Origin of the sequence: Pseudomonas putida W15Oct28 (assembly GCF_000708715.2) — a bacterium.
Taxonomy (GTDB): domain Bacteria; phylum Pseudomonadota; class Gammaproteobacteria; order Pseudomonadales; family Pseudomonadaceae; genus Aquipseudomonas; species Aquipseudomonas putida_R.
The window spans coordinates 65841-81570 of the sequence record NZ_JENB01000001.1; the positions used below are offsets into that span (position 1 = coordinate 65841).

Below are 15730 nucleotides of genomic sequence, written 5' to 3' on the forward strand. Positions count from 1 at the left end.
CCGCGCGGGTGCGGCAAGACCACTCCACACGCATCACAAGGGAAACCGCATGACTTACTGTGTCGCCATGCACCTGGAGGACGGGCTTGTCTTCATCAGCGACTCACGCACCAACGCCGGCATCGACCAGATCTCCACCTTTGCCAAGTTGTTCGTCTTCAGCATCCCGGGCGAGCGGCTGGTCGTGTTGCAGACCGCCGGCAACCTGGCAACCTCGCAGTCGGTGGTGAACCTGCTGCGCCAGCGTACCCAGGGCAGCGGCCCTCATCTGCTGAACGTTGCCACGCTCTACGACGCTACAGTGCTGGTTGCCGACACCCTGCGCGAAGTGGTCAGCCGAGACCGCAGCAAGCTTACGGCCGACGTCGACCTGAGCAGTTCATTCATTGTTGGCGGCCAGATAGCCGGTGGCCCCATGGCCATCTACAACGTCTACGCACAAGGCAATTTCTTCCAGGCCACGCCGGACACTCCGTTCCTGCAACTGGGTGAAAGCAAGTACGGCCGGCCAATCCTCGACCGCAACCTGGACTACCGCACCCCGCTCGATGAAGCGCTGCGCTGCGGCCTGATTTCGTTCGACTCCACCATCCGCAGCAACCTGTCGGTGGGCATGCCGCTGGACTTGCTGGTGTACCGCAACAACAGCCTGGAAAGCATGACGCGCCAGCGCATCACCAGCGACGATGCCTATTACCAGCAGATTCGCAGGCAGTGGAGTGACGGCTTGAAAACCCTGCTGGCCGAACTGCCAGCGCCGCCTTATGGCTGAATGAGCGAACCGCTCAAAATCTCTGCTGCCTGTACCGGCCTCTTCGCGGGCTCGCCCGCTCCCACAGTGGAAGCAACTGTCTTGCACCCTCACTCAGGCTACCGCATCACCAGGTAGGAGCAGCCTTGCGCTGCGAAGAGGCCGGTAGGGCTGAAGGTCATCTTTGGCTGCAATGGCCTCTTCGCAGCACAAGGCTGCTCCTACAGGTCCTGTACTTGCCTTGGAATCGAGACAGTCAGTTGGACCAGCTGCCTGGCTGAAAATCTATAAGGGGCACCACCCCGCGTGGGAGCGGGCGAGCCCGCGAAGAGGCCAGCACAGGCACCACATCAATGAGCCCTGGCACAGAGCCAATAATTCACTTCATCATTTTCTCGGGTACTTAGCATGCATGACATGGGCTCACCTATGGGGTGAGGAGTCATCGTTTGAGTCGATCAAATCGCTGAAATCTAATGGGTGCAAACCAACAAGAAGCTCGCACGGAAGCGATCAGCGATAGAGAAAACCACACGATGACTCCAACGTTCTCATTACTCGTCCTGGGCACTGCGATACTCCTGATCGTCGTCATGATCAGCAAACTTAAAGTACACCCGTTTCTGGCCTTGATGGCCGCAAGCCTGGTGGTCGGTGTCGGCACCGGCATGGCGCCTACGGCAATCGTGGCGGCGTTCGAGAAAGGCATGGGCAGCACGCTGGGCTTTCTTGCCGGCATCATCGGCCTGGGCAGTATCCTCGGCAAACTGCTGGAAGAATCCGGCGGCGCCAGGCGCATCGCCACCACGCTGCTGAACAGGCTGGGTGAACGCAATGCTTCGTGGGCAATGATGCTCGTTGGCTTCATCGCCGGCATCCCGGTGTTCTTCGAGGTCGGCTTCGTCCTGCTGATTCCGTTGATCTACGTGGTGGCACGGCAAACCCGCATCAGCATGCTGTACCTCGGCGTGCCGCTGGCCACCTCGCTGATGGTGGTGCACTGCATTCTCCCGCCACACCCGGCCGCCACGGCCATCACCGGCATGCTCAATGCGGATATCGGTACTGTCATCCTGTACGGCCTCATCGTTGGCCTTCCGACCGCTATCATCGCGGGCCCGGTGTGGGTTCGCTTCACCTGTAGCCGTGAAGCCGGCGAAGCCCAGCAGGCCTTCCTGTCTGCACGCACGGTGGCGCAAGCAGAAGAGCAGGCAATGCCCGCGTTCGGCATCACACTCACCACCGTACTGCTGCCACTGGTGTTGATGGTCGGCAAAACGTTGGCCGCTACGGTTCTGGAAAAGGGCTCTGCGCTGTACGAGTGGGTGGCCTTCCTGGGCAGCCCACTGATTGCCCTGACGCTGTCGGTGGTGTTCGCCTACTGGGCGCTGGGCTTGCGTCGCGGCCTGGACATGGCACACCTGCTGAGCCTGACCCAGCGCTGTTTCCCTCCCCTGGCCGGCATTCTGCTGATCATCGGTGCCGGCGGTGCCTTCAATGACATGCTCGTGGGCAGCGGCATCGGCAAGGCACTGGCCGATGTGCTGAACCAGACGCAGCTCAACCCGATCATCCTCGCCTGGTTGATCGCCGGGATCATGCACTTTGCCGTTGGCTCGGCCACCGTCGCGATGATCAGCGCGGCCGGCATGGTAATGCCGATCCTTGGCCAGCACCCCGAATACAACCGGGAAATCCTGGTGATCGCCATCGGCGCCGGCGCCATCGGCTGGACCCACATCACCGACTCGGCGTTCTGGGTGGTGAAGGAATACCTGGGCCTTTCCCTGAGTGATGCATTGAAGAAGTTCACTGCCGCTACAGTGCTGGCCTCGGTAGTCGCCTTGTGCCTGACCCTGCTCCTTTCGAAGATTGTCTGATCTACTCTGCACATACCGCACTACAGGTGAAATCATGATTCACGGAAAAACCCTGGAAGCCTGGCAACAAAGCCACCCGATCATCACCGAGCTGGTTGCCCTGAAACAAACCAGCTGGTTCAACCCTGGCATCGCCAAGGCTGCAGAGGCTTTGCACGACGTAGGCCTGACGGCGGCCGACGTGCAAGCCACCAGTGCGCGGCTGCAGCGGTTCGCGCCTTACCTGGCCACCGTGTTCCCCGAGACGGCAGCGGCCGGCGGGGTCATCGAGTCGCACATCACTCCGCTGCCACAGCTGCGCCAGCTGCTTATCGACGAAGGATCGCTGCAGAACGTGGGCAGCCTGTGGCTCAAGGCGGACAGCGACTTGCCTATCTCCGGCTCGATCAAAGCCCGGGGCGGCATCCATGAAGTGCTCAAGCACGCCGAGGACCTTGCCCTGGCGGCCGGCTTGATCACGCCAACGGATGACTACACCAAACTGGCGAGCGACCAGGCCCGTGCATTCTTCAGCCAGTACAAGATTGCCGTGGGCTCGACCGGCAACCTGGGGCTGTCGATTGGCATCATGAGCGCCAAGCTGGGCTTCCAGGTGAGCGTGCACATGTCGTCTGACGCCAGGCAATGGAAAAAGGACAAGCTGCGCGCCAACGGCGTCACAGTGGTCGAACACGCCTCCGACTACAGCGTGGCGGTGGAGCAAGGCCGCCAGCAGGCGGCCTCAGACCCCAGCTGCTACTTTGTCGACGACGAAAACTCCCCACAACTGTTTCTCGGCTATGCCGTGGCCGCCGAACGGTTGGCGCGGCAATTCGACCAGGCGGGCATCCAGGTAAACGCAGATCATCCATTGTTCGTGTACCTGCCGTGCGGCGTAGGGGGCGGCCCGGGCGGTGTCGCATTCGGGCTGAAGCTGGTGTTTGGCGATGCCGTGCACTGCATCTTTGCCGAACCCACCCACTCCCCCTGCATGCTGCTGGGTGTCTATACCGGCCTGCACGATGAAACCAGCGTGCAGGACTTTGGCATCGACAACATCACCGCCGCCGACGGCCTGGCGGTCGGGCGCCCTTCCGGGTTTGTCGGCAAAGCCATGCAGCGGCTGATCGATGGTTACTACACCGTGACCGACGAAGAACTGTACCGCTTGATGGTCATCGCCCATGAGCAGGACAAGGTCAAACTGGAACCCTCTGCCCTGGCCGGCGTGCCCGGTATGCTGCGGGTGCTGCAAGCAGACGAGTACCTGGCTCGCCAGGGCTTCACCCCAGCCCAGCTGCAGCAGGCTACCCACCTCGTCTGGGGAACGGGTGGCAGCATGGTGCCGATTGATGAATTCAACGCCTATCTGGCGAAAGGGCGCAGCCCGCAGGCAAACGGGTAACCGCAACCAGTGAACGGCGCAGGAAGGATTGATCAATGAAAAAGCCCGGCGGCGGCGCCGTGAAACTCAATGGCTCGCACCTGGGCAGCCTGCATGTCTTTCTGGTGGCGGCACGGCACTTGAGCTTCTCGCGCGCCGCCGATGAGCTGTGCCTGACGGCCAGTGCCGTGAGCCATCGCATCAATCGCCTGGAAGATGAGCTGGCGCTCAAGCTGTTCCACCGCATGCCGCGCAAGGTCAGCCTCACCGAAGACGGCGAGCGCCTGTTCGCGGTCATGCAACGGACCATGGATGAGCTGAGCGAGGCCGTGCAGGAACGTGCGCACGCCGAAATCGCCGGCCAGCTGACGTTGTATGTGCGCCCGTCAGTCGCACAGTGCTGGCTGGTGCCGCGGCTGGCGCAGTTCACCGCCCGCTACCCTGATATCCAGCTGGATATCAGGGTGGGCAACGAGAGCATCGATTACCGCACACGCAAGATCGACCTGGTCCTGTGTTATTCGGATGGCCATCATCCGGGGTTGCAGAGCATCCACTTGATGGACGAGCGGATCGCCCCTGTGTGCTCTCCCCGTTACGCAGAAACCCATGCACTGACCGGTGACCTGCACCCGCTGGAACACTGCACCGCCTTGCATGACGTAGCGGCCTGGGACAACGCTGCATTCGATGCAGAATGGCAGCTCTGGGCCAACACCACAGGTGCGGGGATCAGCCTCCCACGCCGATTCCTCACATTCGATCGTTCCGACCTGTGCACGCTCGCTGCGTTGAATCACGTAGGCATCGCCATTGGCCGCGAACAGCTGGTCAAGGATCGCATTGCACAAGGTGAGCTGGTTTTGCCGTTCGGTGGTTTCGTCGACACCCCCAACTATGGCTATTACCTGGTCTACCCGCATCATGACCCGATGCCCAAACGCCTGCAGGTGTTGATCGACTGGCTCATCAAAGAAGCCTGCACTGACCTGTAGGAGCGGCCTTGTGTCGCGAAAGGGCCGCATAGCGGCCCCCAGGTTTCAGCTACACCGCATAAATTGCTGGGGCTGCTTTGCAGCCCGATCGCGACGCAAGGCCGCTCCTACACAGGGGCCAGTGCAGGCCTGGTTCAGGCGCGGATGCACTGCGCGAACACCGGTTCCTGCAGATAGGCCACGTTCAGCCGGGTCCAGGGTGTCACGGCCTTCTGGTTGGTCTGGAAGATCGCCCCCGGCGCCAGCATTACCCCCCTGCCCTGCACTTCGCGGGTCAGCAGCGCAGTATCTTCGATCCCGGGGAAACGCGCCCACAGGTACAAGCTTTGCTCCGGTCGGCAGAACACTTCGGCCCCCAGTTCGTCCAGCACCCGCAGCCCACCGGCAGTGGCCTCCCGCACCCGGTCCTGCAGGCGCATCAGGTGCCGCAGGAAGTGCCCTTCGCTGAGGATCACATCCGCCGTGCGCTCGCACAGTTCCGAACAACTGGTGTGCAGCATCATCTGCAGGTCGGCCAACTCGTCGATGGCCTCCTTGCTGCCCGCGATGTAACCCACCCGCAAGGCCGCCGACACCGACTTGGAAAAACTGCCGATGTACAGCGACCGGCGCAGCTGGTCGAGCGCCGCCACCTTGAGCGCAGAGCTGGGCTTGAAGTCGGCCAGGGCATCGTCTTCGACCAGCAGCAAGTCGTGCCGCTCGGCCAGTTGCAGCAGGCGGTGGGCCTTGGCCGGGGAGATATCCGAGCCGGTCGGGTTGTGGCACACCGACTGGATGAAGAACAACCGGGGCCGCTCGACACGCAGCATGGCCTCCAGCGCGTCCATGTCCGGGCCATCCGCCAGGCGCGGAACGCTCAGCAGCCGCGCGCCGTGCAGTTGCAGCTTGCCGAACAGCGGGTAGTACCCCGGGTTTTCCACCAGCACCGCGTCGCCCGGCACCACGAAGCGGCGGATGATCAGGTCCAGCGCATGGTTGGCGCCGTGGGTGGTCACGATCTGCCGGGGCGTGGCACTGATGGCGTAGCTGGCCAGCTTGCGCACCAGGCTCTGGCGCAGGCCCGGGTTGCCCAGGCGGTTGCCATAGCGGAACAGGTTGCCGGCACCACTGCGCATGGCCTGCCGGGTGAACTTGTCGAGGCGCATGTCCTGCAGCCAGGCCACCGGCGCAAAACCTTCACCCAGCGGCGCCAGCCCGGGTTCGCGAACGAACTGCTGACGCATCATCCAGATGGTGTCCATCGCCCGGGTATAAGGCGGTGTCTCATCCACTTCGGCGGCCTGCACCTGCGCGCCGACGAAAAAGCCCTGGCCGTGGCGCGCCTCCACCAGCCCCTTGGAGGCGAGGATCTCATAGGCGGTGATCACCGTGTTCTTCGAATGCCCATGCAAGCGCATGTATTCGCGTAGCGACGGCAGGCGATCGCCGACCTTCAGCACGCCAGTACGGATCTGCTGCTCAACCGCATCGGCGACCTGCTGGGCAAGGGTGACACGGGGCATCGGCGGGCTCCTGGGCTGTCAGGGGTACAGTCTGGGTACTGTTGGGCAAAACTGTACCTTTAATCAAGGGCACAGTGGCTGCACATTTAGCACCAAGCCGGCGACGCGCTCAAGCCGCCGCCCAACAACAATGACTCCAACGGAGCTTTCATGAGCCTCGACTCCCGCCTGCCCGCTTTCCGCAACCTGTCCCCTGCCGCGCGCCTGGATCATATCGGCCAACTGATTGGTCTGAGCCACGACGATGTCAGCCTGCTGGCCAACGCCGGCGCCCTGCCGATGGACATTGCCAACGGCATGATCGAAAACGTCATCGGCACCTTCGAACTGCCCTTCGCCGTGGCCAGCAACTTCCAGGTCAACGGCCGCGATGTGCTGGTGCCGCTGGTGGTGGAAGAACCCTCGATCGTCGCTGCGGCGTCGTACATGGCCAAACTGGCCCGCGCCAATGGCGGCTTCATCACCTCCAGCAGCGCCCCGCTGATGCGTGCCCAGGTACAGATCGTCGGCGTGCAGGACCCGCTCAATGCGCGCCTGAGCCTGCTGCGGCGCAAGGACGAAATCATTGAGCTGGCCAACCGCAAGGACCAGTTGCTCAACAGCCTCGGTGGCGGCTGTCGGGACATCGAAGTGCACACCTTCGCCGATACCCCGCGCGGCCCGATGCTGGTGGCGCACCTGATCGTCGATGTGCGCGATGCCATGGGTGCCAACACCGTCAACACCATGGCCGAGGCCGTGGCGCCGCTGATGGAAGCGATCACCGGGGGCCAGGTACGCCTGCGCATTCTGTCCAACCTGGCCGACCTGCGCCTGGCCCGGGCCCAGGTGCGCATCACCCCGGAGCAATTGAGAACGGCTGAGTTCAGCGGCGAGGCGGTGATCGAAGGCATCCTCGACGCCTACGCCTTCGCGGCGGTCGACCCCTACCGCGCGGCCACCCACAACAAGGGCATCATGAACGGCATCGACCCGCTGATCGTCGCCACCGGTAACGACTGGCGTGCCGTTGAAGCCGGCGCCCATGCGTTTGCCTGCCGCAGTGGCCACTATGGTTCGCTGACCACCTGGGAAAAGGACGGTAACGGCCACCTGGTCGGCACCCTGGAAATGCCGATGCCCGTGGGCCTGGTCGGCGGCGCCACCAAGACGCACCCGCTGGCGCAATTGTCGTTGCGCATCCTGCAGGTGAAAACCGCACAGGACCTGGCGGAGATCGCCGTGGCCGTGGGCCTGGCGCAAAACCTCGGGGCCATGCGCGCCCTTGCCACCGAAGGCATCCAGCGCGGCCACATGGCCCTGCATGCGCGCAATATCGCTGTGGTCGCGGGCGCCCGGGGCGACGAGGTGGACTGGGTTGCCCGGCAGCTGGTAGAAAACCACGATGTGCGCGCCGACCGCGCCGTAGCGCTGCTGAAACAGAAGCGCGGCGAATGACCATGGCCCCGGCGCAAGCGGTAAAGGTGTTTGAAGTCGGCCCGCGGGACGGCCTGCAGAACGAGCGCCAACCGTTGTCGGTGGCCGCCCGCGTAAGTTTGATCGGCGAGCTGGCGGCCACCGGCCTGCGGCATATCGAAGCCGGCGCCTTCGTGTCGCCGCGCTGGGTGCCGCAAATGGCCGGCAGCGAAGAGGTGTTACGCCAGTTACCTGATAACGACGGGGTTCGTTACGCAGCCCTGGTGCCCAACCTGCAAGGCTTCCAGGCCGCGCAACGGGCCGGTTGCCGCGAGGTGGCGGTGTTCGCCGCTGCTTCCGAGGCGTTCTCGCGCAACAACATCAATTGCTCCATCGATGAAAGCTTCGAACGCTTCGCCCCGGTGCTGCAAGCAGCCAGGCAAGCGTCAATCCGAGTACGCGGTTATGTATCCTGCGTGCTCGGCTGCCCGTTCAGTGGTGGGGTGGCGCCAGAGGCCGTGGCCAAGGTCGCACGGCGCCTGCACGAACTGGGCTGCTACGAGATCAGCCTGGGCGACACCATCGGTGCCGGCCGGCCGGACGCAACCGCGCAGCTGTTCGAGCACTGCGCGCAGCACGTGCCGGTGGCAGCGCTGGCTGGCCATTTTCACGATACCTGGGGCATGGCCATCGCCAATGTGCATGCCGCGCTGGCGCAAGGTGTACGCACCTTCGACAGTTCGGTTGCAGGCCTTGGCGGCTGCCCCTACTCGCCTGGCGCCAGCGGCAACGTGGCCACGGAAGATTTGTTGTACCTGTTGCACGGCCTGGGCTACAGCACCGGTGTCGACCTGCAGGCCGTGGCACGGGTTGGCGTGCACATCAGCGCCCAACTGGGCACCGCCAACCGCTCCCGCGCCGGCCTCGCCCTGGCGGCAAGGAGCGCCAGCCAGCACTGATCGCACCTGTAGCTCCCGAACAAAAACAACAAGCCCGCAAGGGCAGGAGAAAACCAATGACCCTTGAATGCCGCCTGCACCCCCTCCCCCCGGAGGTGGACCATGGCTGACGACAACCTGTATGAAGTCTGGGGCGACACCGTGGACAGCCGCCACCTGCTCGCCGCCATCGCCATCGGCGCCGCCTGCAGCCTGGGCACGTTCTTTCTGGCCGAACACTTACTGACCGGCTGGGTCGAGTCCAGCCAGATGGCCCGCGCCTACGCCATGTTGCTGGGCATTCTCGGCTCACTGCTGGGCGGCGGGGTCAGCGCCTGCCTGTTCAAACCCAAGCGCCATGTGGTCGAGCATGTCGCCGACCCGGCCTGGCGCCAGCAGGTGATCGAAGAGCTGCGCAGCGAGTACGGCGGCATCGGCCAGCTCAGCGAGCTGCCGCAAGAGGTACGCAACGAGTTGCGTGAACTGGGCCTGGAGCGCCTGTTCGATGAAGCCGAACCCGCCAGCGAAGCCGCAGCCAGCCCCAGCACCGCAACCCTGAAGCGAGGTACCGCCTGATGGACGCCCTGTTCGACCAGGTTCTGATAGCCGTGCTGATGGGCGTGATCGGCGCCGTGGTGTTTGCTGCCATCGGCCTGATCTCCGGCAGCGACGAAACCACCACCCTGGCGCCGCTGACCTTGCTGGTGGTGCTGCTGGGCGTGCCCGCTGCCGGGGTGTTCACCTTCTTCCTCGCCGGTGCGGTGGCCAAGCACATGACCCACGCGGTGCCCACGGCGTTGCTCGGCATCCCCGGCGACACCATGGCTACCCCACTGATGCGCGAAGCGAACTTCCTGCGCAACCTGGGCGTGCCGCACATTGCCCTGCGCAAGATGATCTCCGGCGCGGTAATCGCCGCCCTGGTGGCCGTCCCACTGGCGGTGCTGTTCGCCGTGCTGCTGGCGCCGTTCGGCGATGCGATCAAACAGGCGGCGCCCTGGGTGTTCCTCGCCGCCGCCACCACCATTGCCTACTTCTCGGCCGGCCGCTGGGCCTCGGTGCTGGCACTGCTGCCCTTCGTGCTGGTGATCATCGCCTTGCAGACCCTCACCGGCCAGCACGGCGTCAAACTCAGCGTCAGCTACTTTCTGGGCATCGCCATCGGCCCGCTGATCGCCGCCCTGTTCGCCATGCTCGCCCCGGCAGAGCGGGCGCGGATGAAGCGCAGCGAGCGACGCACCTTTGCCCTGTCGCCAGACGTCAAGGGCTGGGGTGGCTGGTTCCCCAACCCGCTGAAGGTGCTGGACCGCCGCCAGGCCGGCTGGACCTTGGCCACCGCCACGGTGTCCAGTGCCACCTTCGTGTTCAGCCCGGTGGCAATGACGGTGATCCTCGGTGAAGTGGTGGGCTCGCGCATCAAGCACGCCTATCACCGCCTGACCACGGTCATCAGCGTGCGCAATGGTGTTACCGAGTCCACCTACATTGCCGAGGCGCTGATCCCGCTGATCGCCTTTGGCCTGCCGCTCAGCCCGGTAGCCGCCGGGCCGGCCGCACCGCTGTTCAACGCCCCGCCACGCTTCACCGTGGACAGCGTCAGCGGGCAGGTGAACAACCTGCACAACCTGCTCAGCGCAAGCGAGTTCCTCGCCTACGGCATGCTGGCGGTGGTGATCGCCATCCTGATCGCCTACCCCTTCTCGATGAACTTCGCCCACCGCGCCGCATCGTTCGTTTCCAGGCGCATCAGCCACGAGGCGGTGATCGCCACCTTCGTCGGCCTGATCCTGGTGATCGGCCTGTGGGAAGGCGGCCTGCTGGGCCTGCTGGTAATCCTCACGGTCGGCCTGCTGGGTGGCTTCCTGTACCGCTTCATCGGCTTCAACATCGGCGTGCAATTCATGGGCTACTACACCGCCGTGCTCAGCGTGCCGGCCATCGTCGCCCTGTTCGGCTGAACTGACCCTCCCCTGCTCTGCCACGCAGCCACGGCGGCTGCGTGGTTTCACTCGCCTGCAAGAAAGGAACAACAACAATGAATATCCTTTGCCCCCCTTGCCGCATGACGGCGGCTTGCGCTTGCCTGTTGCTTGGCGCCGGCAGCGCCCAGGCCGAAGGCTTCAGCGAAGACGCCAAGGTCGGCCTGACCTTGCGCAACTTCTACATCAACCGCAATTTCGTCGACCCGGCCTACCCCCAGGGCAAGGCCGAAGAATGGACGCAAAGCTTCATCCTCGACGCCCGCTCCGGCTTTACCCAGGGCGTGGTCGGCTTTGGTGTGGATGTGCTGGGGCTGTACTCGGTCAAGCTCGACGGCGGCCGCGGCACTGCCGGTACCCAGTTGCTGCCGGTGCACGACGACGGCCGCCCGGCGGATGACTTCGGCCGCCTGGGTGTGGCACTCAAGGCACGCGTTTCAGCCACCGAGCTGAAGGTTGGCGAGTGGTCGCCAATGCTGCCGGTGCTGCGTTCGGACGACGGTCGCTCGCTGCCCCAGACCTTCCAGGGCGCCCAGCTCACCTCCCGCGAAATCGACAACCTCACCCTTTACGGCGCGCGGTTTCGCGGCAACAGCCCGCGCAACGACGCCAGCATGGAAGACCTGTTCATGGCCGGCAGGCCCACCGCCACCTCGGACCGCCTGGACATCCTCGGCGCCGAATACCTGTTCAACGACAAGGCCACTCAACTCGCCGTCTGGCATTCAGACCTGCAAGACATCTACCGCCAGCAGTACTACAACCTGATCCACAGCCAGGCCGTGGGCAACTGGACCCTGGGGGCCAACCTCGGCTACTTCGTCGGCAACGACAGCGGCCGCTCGCTGGCGGGTGCCATGGACAACCGCACCACTTCGCTGCTGCTCTCGGCACGTACCGGCGGCCATACGTTTTACCTCGGGCTGCAACGGGTCAGCGGCGACACCGGCTGGATGCGGGTCAATGGCACTGCCGGTACCAGCCTGGCCAACGACAGCTATAACTCCAGCTACGACAACGCCCACGAGCGCTCCTGGCAGCTGCGCTACGACCACAACTTCGCGGTCGACGGCCTGCCCGGCCTGCAATTCATGACCCGTTACATCAGCGGCGACAACGTGCACATCGGCAGCGTGCGCGATGGCAAGGAATGGGGCCGCGAAACCGAACTGGCCTACACAATCCAGAGCGGCACATTGCGTGACCTGACCGTCAGGTGGCGCAGTTCAACCTTGCGTCGGGACTTCAGCAGTAATGAGTTCGATGAGCACCGGGTGATCGTGAGTTATCCGCTTTCAATCTTGTAAATGCACCGAGTACTTACCGACGCAGCAAAGCGACGTTCTGATCAATGCGCCCCTGAACCGCGCGCAAGGTATCGCTCGTAATGGCGCCTGGGTACAGCTGGCCGGCAACGCTTGCAAACTGATTGGCCACATCACAAATGCGGTCGATCATTTTGCAGGCAACGTCCCGGGGCACCTCGGCCTCTTCCGCAAGCCGGAGCACTTGCGTGCGGGAAATGGCCAGCGCTTCCCCCATCACATCCATCTGGTGATAACCGCCTGGTCCCTCGCAGAACGTCACATCGTAGGCCGGCGCCAGTCGCCAGTGGCCTTGCTGCGACATGAGATACGCAAAGTTCTTGGGATGATCGTCCCTGTTGTTGAACGCAATATTGAAGACGGCACGCTCGAACGCTATCGCCATTTCACGCACGTCACGGGTACACATCTGCGTTGCCCGCACGAAATTGACGTAGTCCAGAACCCCGGGGGACTGAAAATCGGCCCCCGTAAACGCCGCGAGGCTTTGCATCGGTACACGCAGCCCCTGCTGCCGGTCAAAGCGTTTGCTGGCAAATGCCGCAAGCCCATTGGGCAGGCTGAAGTACTGCGTGTCAGGGGTTTCGATACCGCAGCGGCGCAAGCATTCGGCGTAGACCATCTCGATGGCACACACCTCGGGATGCTCGTCCTTGGCCGGGAACTTGACCAACCAGGCCTCCAGGCCCGGGGTGGCAGCAGTGGTAAAAGCGCCAGTCTCAGGGTTGCGATAAACCAGGGCCTTGGGCCTGGTACCTTGAGGCGAGCCGCCGACCAGCAGCAGTGTCTGCAGGAACTCGCCACCCTCACCCTGAAGCACCTGCGCCACTTCGGCGGCGAGCTTTCCCAGTGGAACATGGACTTGCGCCAGCAGCCCTTCAGCTGCAACGGGCTCGAACGTCATGGCACCCATTGCATTGCCACCAATGTAGGCCAGCCGTTCCAGTGCGCCGATACGCGCCGTGGTAAGCCCGCGCCGCCTGAACATGCGGTCCATCAGCAGCCTGCCCCACCCGTCGGGCAACGCGTCGTACACCGGCCCTGGCAAGTGAAGCTGATGGCCAGGGAAGTCCCTGCGTAACGTCGGCCCCTGCAACGGCAGCGTATAGGCGGACAGCTCCAGGCCTCTTCGCCTGGCTTCGTCGCTGTACTCGAACACAATCAGCGGGCGACCTGTCAGGGCAGTCGTAGCGGCCAGTGAGCCCCATTGCCAGCGCTCCCCCCACCCCTCGTAGAACACGTTCACCTGTTCAAGCATTGCCAGGCTTCCTTTTTGACCGAAGACGCTTGGCGCTGTTTTCGTAGCGTCGAATGTCTTCGATGCTGTCGATCCGGGGAAGGAACAGGCCTTCCAGTTCCTTTACGCGCCCAAGCGCCATCGCCACCCGGACAAGATTCTCAAACCCGACATTTCGACCGGCTTCAAGGTTGGACACGGTGTTGACGCCGATGCCGGCGCGCCCGGCCAACTCAGCCTGTGTCATGTCCAAAGCCAGGCGCTCGGTGCGTAAACGCTCGCAAAGGCGCCTGACGATTTCACCGGGCTTGCTGAAGCCTAAATCCAGCATAATGTGTACTAACCATCAAAATTAGCCATTAACACCCAAATTATAGGATTTGTGGTGTACGCCAACAAGATAGATAAATCCAATATCTTGTGAATTAACGGCGCTTTTATGCGTTAACCCACAATATTTTGGGCTTTATCCGACCCCAGCACATCATCCATTTCACTGCGCATGAAATCAACGATGCTGCGAACCCGCGTTACAGGTTCGCAGGGTACTGCGTTCAAAGCCGTGGCTCAGGCTCTCAGCAAGGAATGCCCGCCAGCGGCCAGACAGGTGCTTGCGTCGCTTTGGCCGTCGTGCGTTTTCGCGCCCACTGGGTCAGTGCGGCCATCAGGGCAAAGCCAAGCAGGATCATGACCGGATAGGCCAGCAGCAACTCGGTCAGCGAGTACTTCCAGGCCAGCGGCCGACCGACACCCAACATTGCCGCGTATAACCAGGACACACCGGACAACGCGCCGGAGAACAGCGCGAACATGCGCACGCCGATACTGAGGTCAAGCAAAGAGCCCGCCTTGAGCAACGCCGGCAATACATAACGGTGCAACAACATGCCATTGAATGTCAGCAACAGAACAATAATAACTTTGGCGTGAAGTTTTGGATTGGCAAAATAACTCATGCCTTTTTCAAGGTAGTCGATACCAATGACGGCAGCCCCGGTGAGCCACAAGAACATCAAGGCGTTCGTTACAGACTTCTGCAAACGCGCCATATGCCTACCGTCATGCCCGGCCTGTTGACGACCCTTCAACAAGTCCCTGACCATCTCGGCATCGCTGGCAAACACCAGCCCGATGGCGACGCAGCAGGCCAGCAAATGAACATAAATAACCGACAACCGCACCAGCTCCATGGATTCTTTCTGCCCGAACAGGCTAATAATTGTATTAAAGTCCACGTCGAATTCTCCACGTAATGCATTAGCGCTAGCGGGCCTTGCTACAGGCGTGCGAACGGCGTGATCGCAACGGCAAGACCCATTCATATCGTTAATTGAAACAGCGGATTGAAACTTTGATACACAGCGGCTCAACCATTGACCCTCGGTTGGGCATAGGCATTACTCCATTATCAGAGGCAATAAAAATCCCCATGTGCATCCCTGCGGCGCACATGAGGTTGACGGTGTATAACTTCCTGAAAGGGTGCGAGGTGCAGTTCCTGAGAAATACACCTGCTCGCAAATAGGAGCCATCAGCAGGAAAAACGTTCATTTCTTGAACACAAGCACCGACCAGCGGTATTTAAAGCCGCATTAGTTAGTTTGCTAACTTCTTGCAAGCTGACCGAATGGAAAAGTTTTTCGGATCAGTGGATCCAAACTTCGCAACGGGCCTTAATGGCTCTACTTCGTTGTTCGCAGTTTGTGGACTGCCACCCCGAGGCCATTCGGCAGCACAGGGTGGCGGTGAAAACACGCCGATCAATCAGTCGGCATCATCGACGCACGGCGGAGCCTCATTCCACCAGCTTGCTGGCGATGGTGATTTCGCCGCTCAACACCTTGTGAATGGGGCAGGCGTTGGCGACCTCCAGCAAACGCGCACGGTGCTCGTCGCTCAGCGCCCCGCGCAGGCGAATCTCACGCGCAATCTGAATCCTGGGTTCACGCCCCAACTGCTCATGCTGGATGGTGATGTCCACATCGATGGCTTCCAGCGGCATTTCCTTGCGTTGTGCGTACATGGCAACGGTGATGGACGTACAGGCCCCAAGGGATGAGAGCAACAATTCATGGGGCGACGGCCCGACATCCTTGCCACCTGCCTGTACGGCGACGTCACTGGCCCACTGATGCAAGCCATTGGTGATATTTACCTGGTAGGCCACGCCTGCGAATGACGCGCGGATTGCTCGCTCTGCCATGGAAGCTCCTGATTTTCGGTTGTCCTGAAACAGCCCTGCTGTTTGGGCTGCGAGGGTTGAATGATAGAAGCACTAGGCAGCTGGCAGTAGGCGACGGATTTGCACCACAGCGTTCTGCGTGGTGAACGCGGGCACCCGGTGATACCTGCGGTACCCCTTCAG

At 62.4% G+C, this 15730-nt stretch carries 13 protein-coding genes and 1 pseudogene; 9 read left to right on the forward strand and 5 right to left on the reverse strand.

Annotation, left to right across the window (positions count from 1 at the left end; genetic code table 11):
* The first annotated feature begins 49 nt into the window (after positions 1-49).
* The 4 genes from AK81_RS00305 to dsdC all read left to right on the forward strand — a co-directional run bounded on the left by AK81_RS00305 (position 50) and on the right by dsdC (position 4989).
* Positions 50-772 carry a peptidase gene (locus tag AK81_RS00305; RefSeq protein ID WP_043195882.1) on the forward strand — a complete coding sequence of 241 codons (723 nt, stop codon included), beginning with the start codon at positions 50-52 and terminating at the stop codon, positions 770-772.
* Positions 773-1287: 515 nt separating this feature from the next.
* Positions 1288-2631, forward strand: coding sequence for a gluconate:H+ symporter (locus tag AK81_RS00310; protein WP_043195883.1), 1344 nt, complete (start codon positions 1288-1290; stop codon positions 2629-2631).
* A 34-nt stretch (positions 2632-2665) separates the two neighbouring features.
* Positions 2666-4015: a D-serine ammonia-lyase gene (locus AK81_RS00315; RefSeq protein WP_043195885.1), complete on the forward strand. Its 1350-nt coding sequence runs from the start codon at positions 2666-2668 to the stop codon at positions 4013-4015.
* Between the two features lie 35 nt (positions 4016-4050).
* Positions 4051-4989, forward strand: a complete 939-nt coding sequence (gene dsdC / locus AK81_RS00320; RefSeq protein ID WP_043195887.1) for a DNA-binding transcriptional regulator DsdC — start codon at positions 4051-4053, stop codon at positions 4987-4989.
* A 134-nt stretch (positions 4990-5123) separates the two neighbouring features.
* On the opposite strand, the gene AK81_RS00325 is transcribed toward dsdC, so the two are convergent.
* Positions 5124-6491: a PLP-dependent aminotransferase family protein gene (locus AK81_RS00325; protein WP_043195888.1), complete on the reverse strand. Its 1368-nt coding sequence runs from the start codon at positions 6489-6491 to the stop codon at positions 5124-5126.
* Between the two features lie 144 nt (positions 6492-6635).
* On the opposite strand from AK81_RS00325, the pseudogene AK81_RS00330 reads away from it, so the two are divergent.
* The 5 genes and pseudogenes from AK81_RS00330 to AK81_RS00350 all read left to right on the forward strand — a co-directional run.
* Positions 6636-7928 (forward strand): annotated as a pseudogene (locus AK81_RS00330) (hydroxymethylglutaryl-CoA reductase, degradative); the annotation flags it as partial.
* Positions 7925-8845 carry a hydroxymethylglutaryl-CoA lyase gene (locus AK81_RS00335; RefSeq protein WP_043195890.1) on the forward strand — a complete coding sequence of 307 codons (921 nt, stop codon included), beginning with the start codon at positions 7925-7927 and terminating at the stop codon, positions 8843-8845. The pseudogene AK81_RS00330 and the gene AK81_RS00335, both read left to right, overlap by 4 nt.
* A gap of 102 nt (positions 8846-8947) precedes the next feature.
* On the forward strand, positions 8948-9400 hold the full coding sequence (locus AK81_RS00340; protein WP_043195892.1) for a hypothetical protein: 453 nt from the start codon (positions 8948-8950) through the stop codon (positions 9398-9400).
* Positions 9400-10782 (forward strand): tripartite tricarboxylate transporter permease, encoded by a 1383-nt coding sequence (locus AK81_RS00345; RefSeq protein ID WP_193393735.1) that lies wholly within the window; start codon positions 9400-9402, stop codon positions 10780-10782. The genes AK81_RS00340 and AK81_RS00345 overlap by 1 nt, the downstream gene beginning before the upstream one ends.
* A gap of 104 nt (positions 10783-10886) precedes the next feature.
* Positions 10887-12110, forward strand: a complete 1224-nt coding sequence (locus AK81_RS00350) for an OprD family porin (protein WP_043195896.1) — start codon at positions 10887-10889, stop codon at positions 12108-12110.
* A 13-nt stretch (positions 12111-12123) separates the two neighbouring features.
* Here AK81_RS00350 and AK81_RS00355 read toward each other — a convergent pair whose 3' ends face one another.
* The 4 genes from AK81_RS00355 to AK81_RS00370 all read right to left on the reverse strand — a co-directional run bounded on the left by AK81_RS00355 (position 12124) and on the right by AK81_RS00370 (position 15568).
* The gene (locus AK81_RS00355) at positions 12124-13386 is read right to left on the reverse strand and encodes a type II toxin-antitoxin system HipA family toxin (RefSeq protein WP_043195899.1); all 1263 of its coding nucleotides are present in this window, start codon (positions 13384-13386) and stop codon (positions 12124-12126) included.
* Positions 13379-13696 carry a helix-turn-helix domain-containing protein gene (locus AK81_RS00360; RefSeq protein ID WP_043195901.1) on the reverse strand — a complete coding sequence of 106 codons (318 nt, stop codon included), beginning with the start codon at positions 13694-13696 and terminating at the stop codon, positions 13379-13381. Before AK81_RS00360 ends, AK81_RS00355 begins: the two co-directional genes overlap by 8 nt.
* Positions 13697-13940: 244 nt before the next feature.
* Entirely contained in the window at positions 13941-14555 is a 615-nt protein-coding gene (locus tag AK81_RS00365) for a hypothetical protein (RefSeq protein ID WP_043196143.1), read from the reverse strand.
* 605 nt (positions 14556-15160) lie between these two features.
* The gene (locus AK81_RS00370; RefSeq protein WP_043195903.1) at positions 15161-15568 is read right to left on the reverse strand and encodes an OsmC family protein; all 408 of its coding nucleotides are present in this window, start codon (positions 15566-15568) and stop codon (positions 15161-15163) included.
* Positions 15569-15730 lie beyond the last annotated feature (162 nt).

What these genes read in the sequence shown, in the direction of transcription:
- AK81_RS00305 (WP_043195882.1), top strand. Translation starts at nt 50, where the DNA reads ATGACTTACTGTGTCGCCATGCACCTGGAGGACGGGCTTGTCTTCATC.
- AK81_RS00310 (WP_043195883.1), top strand. Translation starts at nt 1,288, where the DNA reads ATGACTCCAACGTTCTCATTACTCGTCCTGGGCACTGCGATACTCCTG.
- AK81_RS00315 (WP_043195885.1), top strand. Translation starts at nt 2,666, where the DNA reads ATGATTCACGGAAAAACCCTGGAAGCCTGGCAACAAAGCCACCCGATC.
- dsdC (WP_043195887.1), top strand. Translation starts at nt 4,051, where the DNA reads ATGAAAAAGCCCGGCGGCGGCGCCGTGAAACTCAATGGCTCGCACCTG.
- AK81_RS00325 (WP_043195888.1), bottom strand. Translation starts at nt 6,491, where the DNA reads ATGCCCCGTGTCACCCTTGCCCAGCAGGTCGCCGATGCGGTTGAGCAG.
- AK81_RS00335 (WP_043195890.1), top strand. Translation starts at nt 7,925, where the DNA reads ATGACCATGGCCCCGGCGCAAGCGGTAAAGGTGTTTGAAGTCGGCCCG.
- AK81_RS00340 (WP_043195892.1), top strand. Translation starts at nt 8,948, where the DNA reads ATGGCTGACGACAACCTGTATGAAGTCTGGGGCGACACCGTGGACAGC.
- AK81_RS00345 (WP_193393735.1), top strand. Translation starts at nt 9,400, where the DNA reads ATGGACGCCCTGTTCGACCAGGTTCTGATAGCCGTGCTGATGGGCGTG.
- AK81_RS00350 (WP_043195896.1), top strand. Translation starts at nt 10,887, where the DNA reads ATGACGGCGGCTTGCGCTTGCCTGTTGCTTGGCGCCGGCAGCGCCCAG.
- AK81_RS00355 (WP_043195899.1), bottom strand. Translation starts at nt 13,386, where the DNA reads ATGCTTGAACAGGTGAACGTGTTCTACGAGGGGTGGGGGGAGCGCTGG.
- AK81_RS00360 (WP_043195901.1), bottom strand. Translation starts at nt 13,696, where the DNA reads ATGCTGGATTTAGGCTTCAGCAAGCCCGGTGAAATCGTCAGGCGCCTT.
- AK81_RS00365 (WP_043196143.1), bottom strand. Translation starts at nt 14,555, where the DNA reads ATGGAGCTGGTGCGGTTGTCGGTTATTTATGTTCATTTGCTGGCCTGC.
- AK81_RS00370 (WP_043195903.1), bottom strand. Translation starts at nt 15,568, where the DNA reads ATGGCAGAGCGAGCAATCCGCGCGTCATTCGCAGGCGTGGCCTACCAG.